The sequence below is a fragment of the Virgisporangium aurantiacum genome, from assembly GCF_016863635.1.
Taxonomy (GTDB): Bacteria; Actinomycetota; Actinomycetes; order Mycobacteriales; family Micromonosporaceae; genus Virgisporangium; species Virgisporangium aurantiacum.
Genome location: NZ_BOPG01000103.1, coordinates 66,504 through 72,671 on the forward strand (window position 1 = coordinate 66,504; position 6,168 = coordinate 72,671).

At 65.6% G+C, this 6,168-nt stretch carries 5 protein-coding genes; 4 read left to right on the top strand and 1 reads right to left on the bottom strand.

All coding sequences use genetic code 11. From position 1 onward, the window contains the following. Positions 1-349: 349 nt before the first annotated feature. Positions 350-1,039 carry a hypothetical protein gene (locus Vau01_RS56800; RefSeq protein ID WP_204011293.1) on the top strand — a complete coding sequence of 230 codons (690 nt, stop codon included), beginning with the start codon at positions 350-352 and terminating at the stop codon, positions 1,037-1,039. A gap of 138 nt (positions 1,040-1,177) precedes the next feature. On the opposite strand, the gene Vau01_RS56805 is transcribed toward Vau01_RS56800, so the two are convergent. Beyond that, a complete protein-coding gene (locus tag Vau01_RS56805) occupies positions 1,178-2,074 on the bottom strand; it encodes a hypothetical protein (RefSeq protein WP_204011294.1) in 897 nt (298 codons plus the stop codon). Between the two features lie 780 nt (positions 2,075-2,854). Between Vau01_RS56805 and Vau01_RS56815 the strand changes: the two genes are divergently transcribed. The 3 genes from Vau01_RS56815 to Vau01_RS56825 form a co-directional block, all read left to right on the top strand. Further along, a complete protein-coding gene (locus Vau01_RS56815) occupies positions 2,855-4,066 on the top strand; it encodes a cupin domain-containing protein (protein WP_204011298.1) in 1,212 nt (403 codons plus the stop codon). Then, positions 4,063-4,530: a hypothetical protein gene (locus Vau01_RS56820; protein ID WP_204011300.1), complete on the top strand. Its 468-nt coding sequence runs from the start codon at positions 4,063-4,065 to the stop codon at positions 4,528-4,530. Before Vau01_RS56815 ends, Vau01_RS56820 begins: the two co-directional genes overlap by 4 nt. A 39-nt stretch (positions 4,531-4,569) precedes the next feature. Next, positions 4,570-6,168 (top strand): hypothetical protein (locus Vau01_RS56825; RefSeq protein ID WP_204011302.1); only part of this gene is annotated, 1,599 nt, incomplete at its 3' end.

Consider the following 6,168-nt stretch of genomic DNA (forward strand, 5'->3'; position numbering starts at 1 on the left):
GGGATCGGACCCGAGTATGGCCGTGCGGTGGAACCTGGCCGACGGGTATCCACACCTCGGGTTCGCCTCCTCCGTCAACAGCTCCGGCGGGATCGTCGGTCAGCAGGCCGACCGCCCCTACCTGGCCGTGTATGTCACCGACGCCGGCGAGATGCTGCTGCCCGGGCTGCTGATACCGGTTGCCGGCACTGAGGTCAGGAGCGTCAGCGACGATGGCCGCAGCCTGGCGGGGGCGCGCGGAGGGCAAGAGACGGCAACGGCCACGCCGTCGTTTGGACCTGCGAGTAGCGGCGACGACCGTAACGCGTGCGGTCATTGGCAGGGGAGCGCACAGCGATAGCATGCGGTCGTGCTGTCGCTGCTGTCGTTGTCGATCGAGAGGGCGTTGCACGCGCGGTCTGCCGAGCAGGTGCGCGTGATCGTGCGTATCGACGGCGTTGACGTCAGCCACGCTGACGGAGACGACGGCCCAGACCCGTGGGATGCACTGGTGCCGGTGAACCGCTTCGTGGCGACCGACGACTTCACGACCGTGACGATTGCCTGCTGCCCGAGCTGCGGCCCGGAATGTTGCACGATCGAAGCACGTCTGCGTCGCGAGGGCGATGTCGTGCGCTGGGAATTGGGCGACCGGCGCGGTGTTCGTTGGGTGGGCGAGCGGCGAACGATCCTGTTCGACGCCGCGGCCTACGACGCCGAAGTTGCCCGCATCGAGGCCGACCGCAGCTGGGAGACGGCGACGCACCGGGCCGGACGGCTCATCCTCGCCGGGGTTGACCTGCCATCAGGGGTCGAGGGTCGGCGGGTCGCCGTGACCGGCACCGGCGAACTCGAAGTGTGGCTTGAGGAGCCCGACGAGTACCAGATCTGGGTGCACGCCCCCTGGGACGCGCAGCGACCCGACGACAGCGCCGCCGCGGTGCGGGCGATGCTCGCCGGACCCGCCACCGACTGGCCCGCGCGGTGGCACAGCATCAAGTCGGACCGTGAGGACCCTCCGGCATACGCCGGACTGTCCTGGCGGCACGCCACGTGGTGAGTGCACAGTAGCCCTCGGCCTCAGCCGCCGTGCGGCACCGTGATGATCTCGATGATGCAGCCGAGGAACGTGCGCGCGTCGCGGACGGGTCTTCTGCAATCGAGCATCGTCGGTCGGGAGACGGGTGGCTTGGTGTGTTCATCCCGTGAGGTCGCGGGCACCGATCCAGCGCTGGCGCGAGAGGTCGACGGTGGTCCGTTCGGCGACTGCGGCCAGGTCGAAGAATGCGACCTCCGACGGGGGATCGGTGTCGGCCTGGATGGTCAGGTAGTGACGTGCGCCGAGGTCGATGACGAGGTACGAGCTGTTGCCCGCCGGGCTGTCGTAGTCCAAGACGTATCGGGCGGGTCGGCCGCGGACGGTCCTCGGTTGCCCGCCGTCGGGTGCCTCGGTGGCCGGCCCTACAGTGATCTTCAGGACCGGGCGCGGTTTGTATCTGCTGCCCGGGCTCCAGTAACCCGAGGCGGTCCAATCCGTGGACGAGCGTCCGGTGATGCGTTTCAAACCGGGGTCGGTGTCCAGGCCGAAGGGCCTGAGGGCGTCGGGTGGCACGGAGATCGGAAAGGAGAACGTGCCGGCTGCCGGCCGCACCGAGCGGGCGATCCGGATCAGGTCCTTCCGGGTCAGCGTGGGCAGCGTGGTGTCGAGTTGCAGGTACGTGTGCCGGTCGAACTGCCAGCAGACACCGCGAAGGTCTTGCGCGCTGCTTCCCTCGCGGAACCAGCCGGGCCGCCCGTTGATGTCGACCGGATCGCGCTGAAAGGGGCAACTGCCGAGGCCGTTGAGCGGCGGCCTCAGATCCAGCGTCTGCCAGCGTGCCGACAATTCGAACGGCTCCAGCGCCCATTGCCGTACCGGTGCGCCGTACTCACGGCCGAGTTCGGTGAGCCCGTCCGGCAGCCAGGACGGCCCGAACCGCAGCGGTTGCCGGTCCGCCCCGGTTAGCGTCGGCGCCGGGACGGACGCAGTCAGAACGGCGAAGGCACCGATCGCCACAACGGCAGCGGAAGCGATGGCGATCGGACGGATCCACATCCCATCCACTGTGCCCGACGCCGACCGTGCCGTCAGCCCCGCACCCTCCAGCGCGACACTACCAACAGCAAAGCGTGGACGATCTGCGCGAGGGTGGCGGCGTGATAGCCGTTCTGGCGGAACACTTCGATGGCGGCTTCGACGACGCGACTTCTCGTCTGCGCCGCCTGTGCTAGCGAAGCTCGGACCGGTAGATACGCGGGCGGGTCTCAGTACCCGACATATTGACTACCGTCACATACAGATGAATACTGCTCGATGGGACTTAATGTATCCGATCTTCGGAGCCGCGGAGAGGCGCCGTCATGCCGTCGATCATCATCGCCACGATGCCCGTCCACGGGCATGTCACACCGCTGCTCGCGTTCGCCCGGTACCTGGCAGGGCGGGGAGACCGGGTGCGGTTCATCACCGGCTCCCGATTCGCCGGACGGGTCGGAGACCCCGACCCCCGCGGCGGTCCGCCACGCCGTCCGGACCGTCCTCGACGACCCCAAGTACCGGAACGCCGCACGCCGCATTGCAACCACCCGCGGCGCACACCACCTCACCGACATCGTCGACGAGGTGATCGCCCACAACGAAAGACCAGCCGCACACAAACAACCGTGATCACGATAACGATTCGGGAAATGATCCACCTACCCGCCGGGCTGAGGACCGCCCGGACTCAACTGCCAACAACGCAGCGGGAGAGCCAGGTTCTGGCGGCTGATCGCCGCCGGCTGCACCAACGACCAGGCGGCCCGCCGGCTCGTCGTTACCGGGTGCACTGTCGGCATGAGTGATCATAGTTCGTCATGCGCCTTCAGCCTCGATTGGCTGCTCGCTCCGGTTCAGCCGGGAGCGTTCTTCGAGCGATTCTGGGAAACGGCGCCCGTCCTGATCGACCGCGACGCACCCAGCTACTTCGCGGACCTGCCTGGTCTGGATTCGGTCGACGAGCTGATCGCGACGACCGTGTCCAACCGGCGGCGGCCGGCGGGGGGTGAGCGGCTTGTACGGTCCGCACCCGACGGAGCCCTGTCGGAGCGCAGCGTCCCAGTGGGAATCAATGCCATGCCGGACGTCCAGTCTGTCTACCGCGCCTACCACCACGGATACACGGTTGTGATCAACCAGATGCAGCATCGATCGGCAGTCGTTGGCCGCTTGTGTCGTGCGCTGCGAGCGACGCTTCATCATCCCGTTGGTGCGAATCTGTACCTCACCCCGGCCGGGGCACAAGGATTTCTGCCGCATGTCGACACCCACGATGTCTTCATCGTGCAGATTCATGGCACAAAGGAATGGCACGTTGCAGAACCTTCCGTTCGGTTGCCGCTCGCGCAACGACGGTACGACCGCACAGTTCTGGCGGCAGCGCAGACCTACACCCTTGCGCCTGGTGACACGTTCTACCTGCCGCGCGGATTTCCACACGAGGCTGTCACCGGGAAGACCTCCTCGATGCACCTCACGATAGGTATTCATGCGTTCCGGTGGACTGACCTCTTGGCAGAGATTCTGGATCTGTGGGCCGATGATGAGGTTGCCCTTCGGAGTGCGTTGCCACCACGATTTCTCGATCAGTCGCTTGATTCAGCGCGGGTGGTCGCTCTGGCACACGGTCTGGCCGCGGCGTTGGACGAAGGCTCCTTGGTGGAACGGGCGAAGTCGCGGATCGGCTCCAAGCTGATCGCCGGTGGCGCACCTATGGAGAACGGCCGATTCCGAGCACTCGACGCGCTTGACACGTTGACCCAGGATTCGATCGTTACGCGGTCCCCGGAGGTCCTCTGCCAGGTGCGAGAGACGGAAGACTCGGCAATGTTGGAGTTCGATGGAAATTTCATCACCGGACCGCCGTCCATCACATCGGCTCTGGAATATGTGGCGTGCCACGAGCGGTTCGCAGTTGGCGAGGTGCCCGGCGAGCTATCGCCGCAAGACAGGATCGATCTTGTAGTCCGGCTGGTGAGTGAGGGCCTACTGGAGGTGACGTTCGAATGAACGACGCGAACTCAGAGTACGGGGGAGAAGAGGCAACCAGGTTCCGCTTGAGCGAGGAGGACCGAACCGCGGTCCGCGTGTGGCACAAAGGTCAGGCGCCCCTCGACCCTCGTTACACCGATAAGGTGCTACTCCGAATAGTCGCGCGTTCGCTTGTCGATGGGGAGTTCCGCGCGCGTCTCCTTCAAGACACCGCGTCCGTCCTGGCGGACCTGGACCCGGGCCTCCCGGCGGGAACTGACTTCAAGTTCCTCGCAAACACACCGGGAACGCTTCACGTGCTACTGCCGCCTTCATCCCAAGAGTTCGGGAAGCGGGCGAGCACGCTGGGCGAAGCCTTGCAGTCGCGCACGTCACGGGAGGCATTGTCCGCAAGCGTGGACGACGCCGACTTCAAAGATGACGAGGTCGACCCTCCGATCACCGAGCCGCAGACCGACGACGGAGGGGTCGATGACGCATAGGCGGGGACAATTCTGTGTCCTTCCGGACATGGTGTCACGGTGAGCAACGGGGATCCCCGGCTCGATCCGCCCGCCATGGACGGCACCCATGCCCACGCCTTCGCCAGCCATGGGACCCGGGTGAGCGCCCTCGCCCGGCACTACGCCGCCTCCAAGCCGCTACGTATGTCGGACAAGCGTGTGGCCGGCGAGCACGACGCGATCCAGTTGATCGCCCACCTGCAGGGGGTCTCCGAAGACCCCGAGTTTCGGGCCAACCCCGACGAGCAGCCCAGCCGGCTCCTCATCCCGGCCACTCTGCGGCAGCTTCGTGCCGGCGAGGTGGGCACCGGCAAAGACTACGACATGGCCCTGATCGGCCTCATGGTCGTTGTCTACCGCTATCGAAACTTGTTGACCCAGGACGACGTCGACTTCATCCTCCGCGAGCTGGTGCCGCCAGATCTGTTCGGCGGGCACAGTCGCGAGACCGAGGTCCTGGAGGTGACGTTCTTACAGTTCGACATACCGGAGACCGAAAACCACCTGCTTATGATCGAGAGCAGCAGATACCTGGTCAACCAGCTTCTCTTCAACACAACCACGAGCGAGAAGCACGACAACGTCAAGAACGGCCTGACCGGGTGGCTGCTCGGATACCTGCACCGGGTCACCAAACATGACTTCCTCGAATTCAACTCGCGCCCGTACCAGCGGCTGGCCCTGCACGCACTGCTCAACCTGCACGAGTTCGCCCGGGACGAGTCGATAAGAACCGCGGCGCAGATTCTGCTCGACTACACGATGGTCAAGTTCGCGGTCTCCAGCAACAGGCAGCGCCGGGTCGGTCCGTTCCGGCGCCACCAGTGGAAGATCAACCATCCGGACAACGAATTCAACGACCTCATGGCACCTCGGGGTGATCAGGTCGCCAAGTTCTTCCTGGCGTACACGGGCCCCACCGATCGGGACGGCAGGCCCACCGCCTTCTACCCCGCTGCCATCGTGGACAGCGCACTGATCGCCGGCTTAGCCGCCTACCGTCCCCCGCCCGCGGCGTACATCATTGCCATGGACCGGGACCGCCCCGCCGCCCTGCACCGCTTCTACCACGGCACACGCCCCCAATTGCTCGCGTCGGCAGACGTCGTCGATGGCGGGGTCGAGATCTATTACAGTTCACCGTCATTCCTGCTGACCGCTGGCGGGATGTTCCTCAACAGCGGCTACGGTCATGACGACTTGGATGTCGGCAAGAACGCGTGGGAGGAGACCTGCAGAGCCCAGGCGACGACCCTGCTGCCCACCAGGTCCGACGTGACGTTCGCGGGCCTCATTCGCTTCGATCCCTATCCGGATCCTTTCGACGATCCGATGAGGGAAGACCCGCCGGAGACCTTCAAAGGCGAGGCCGTCAACACTGGCGTGCACAAGGGCTTCGCCTGCGGCGCCAACCTGCGAACCTCCGATAAGAGTGTTTTCCGCGATTCCAGCGACCGCGCCCCGGCGCTGGTGTCCCACGCTGACCGCCTCTTCCTGGCCTGGCGAGGCTCCAGCAACGAACACCTCAACGTGGCCAAGGTGGTTCTGTTCTCCGACACCGGAGGCCCCGCCGGCATTCAGGGCATCGAGCGACTTGACAGCAAGGTCGTCCTGGGC

Excerpts from the sequence above, each read along its gene's own strand:
- Vau01_RS56815 (WP_204011298.1), top strand. The coding sequence starts at position 2,855 with ATGAGTGATCATAGTTCGTCATGCGCCTTCAGCCTCGATTGGCTGCTC.
- Vau01_RS56820 (WP_204011300.1), top strand. The coding sequence starts at position 4,063 with ATGAACGACGCGAACTCAGAGTACGGGGGAGAAGAGGCAACCAGGTTC.
- Vau01_RS56805 (WP_204011294.1), bottom strand. The coding sequence starts at position 2,074 with ATGTGGATCCGTCCGATCGCCATCGCTTCCGCTGCCGTTGTGGCGATC.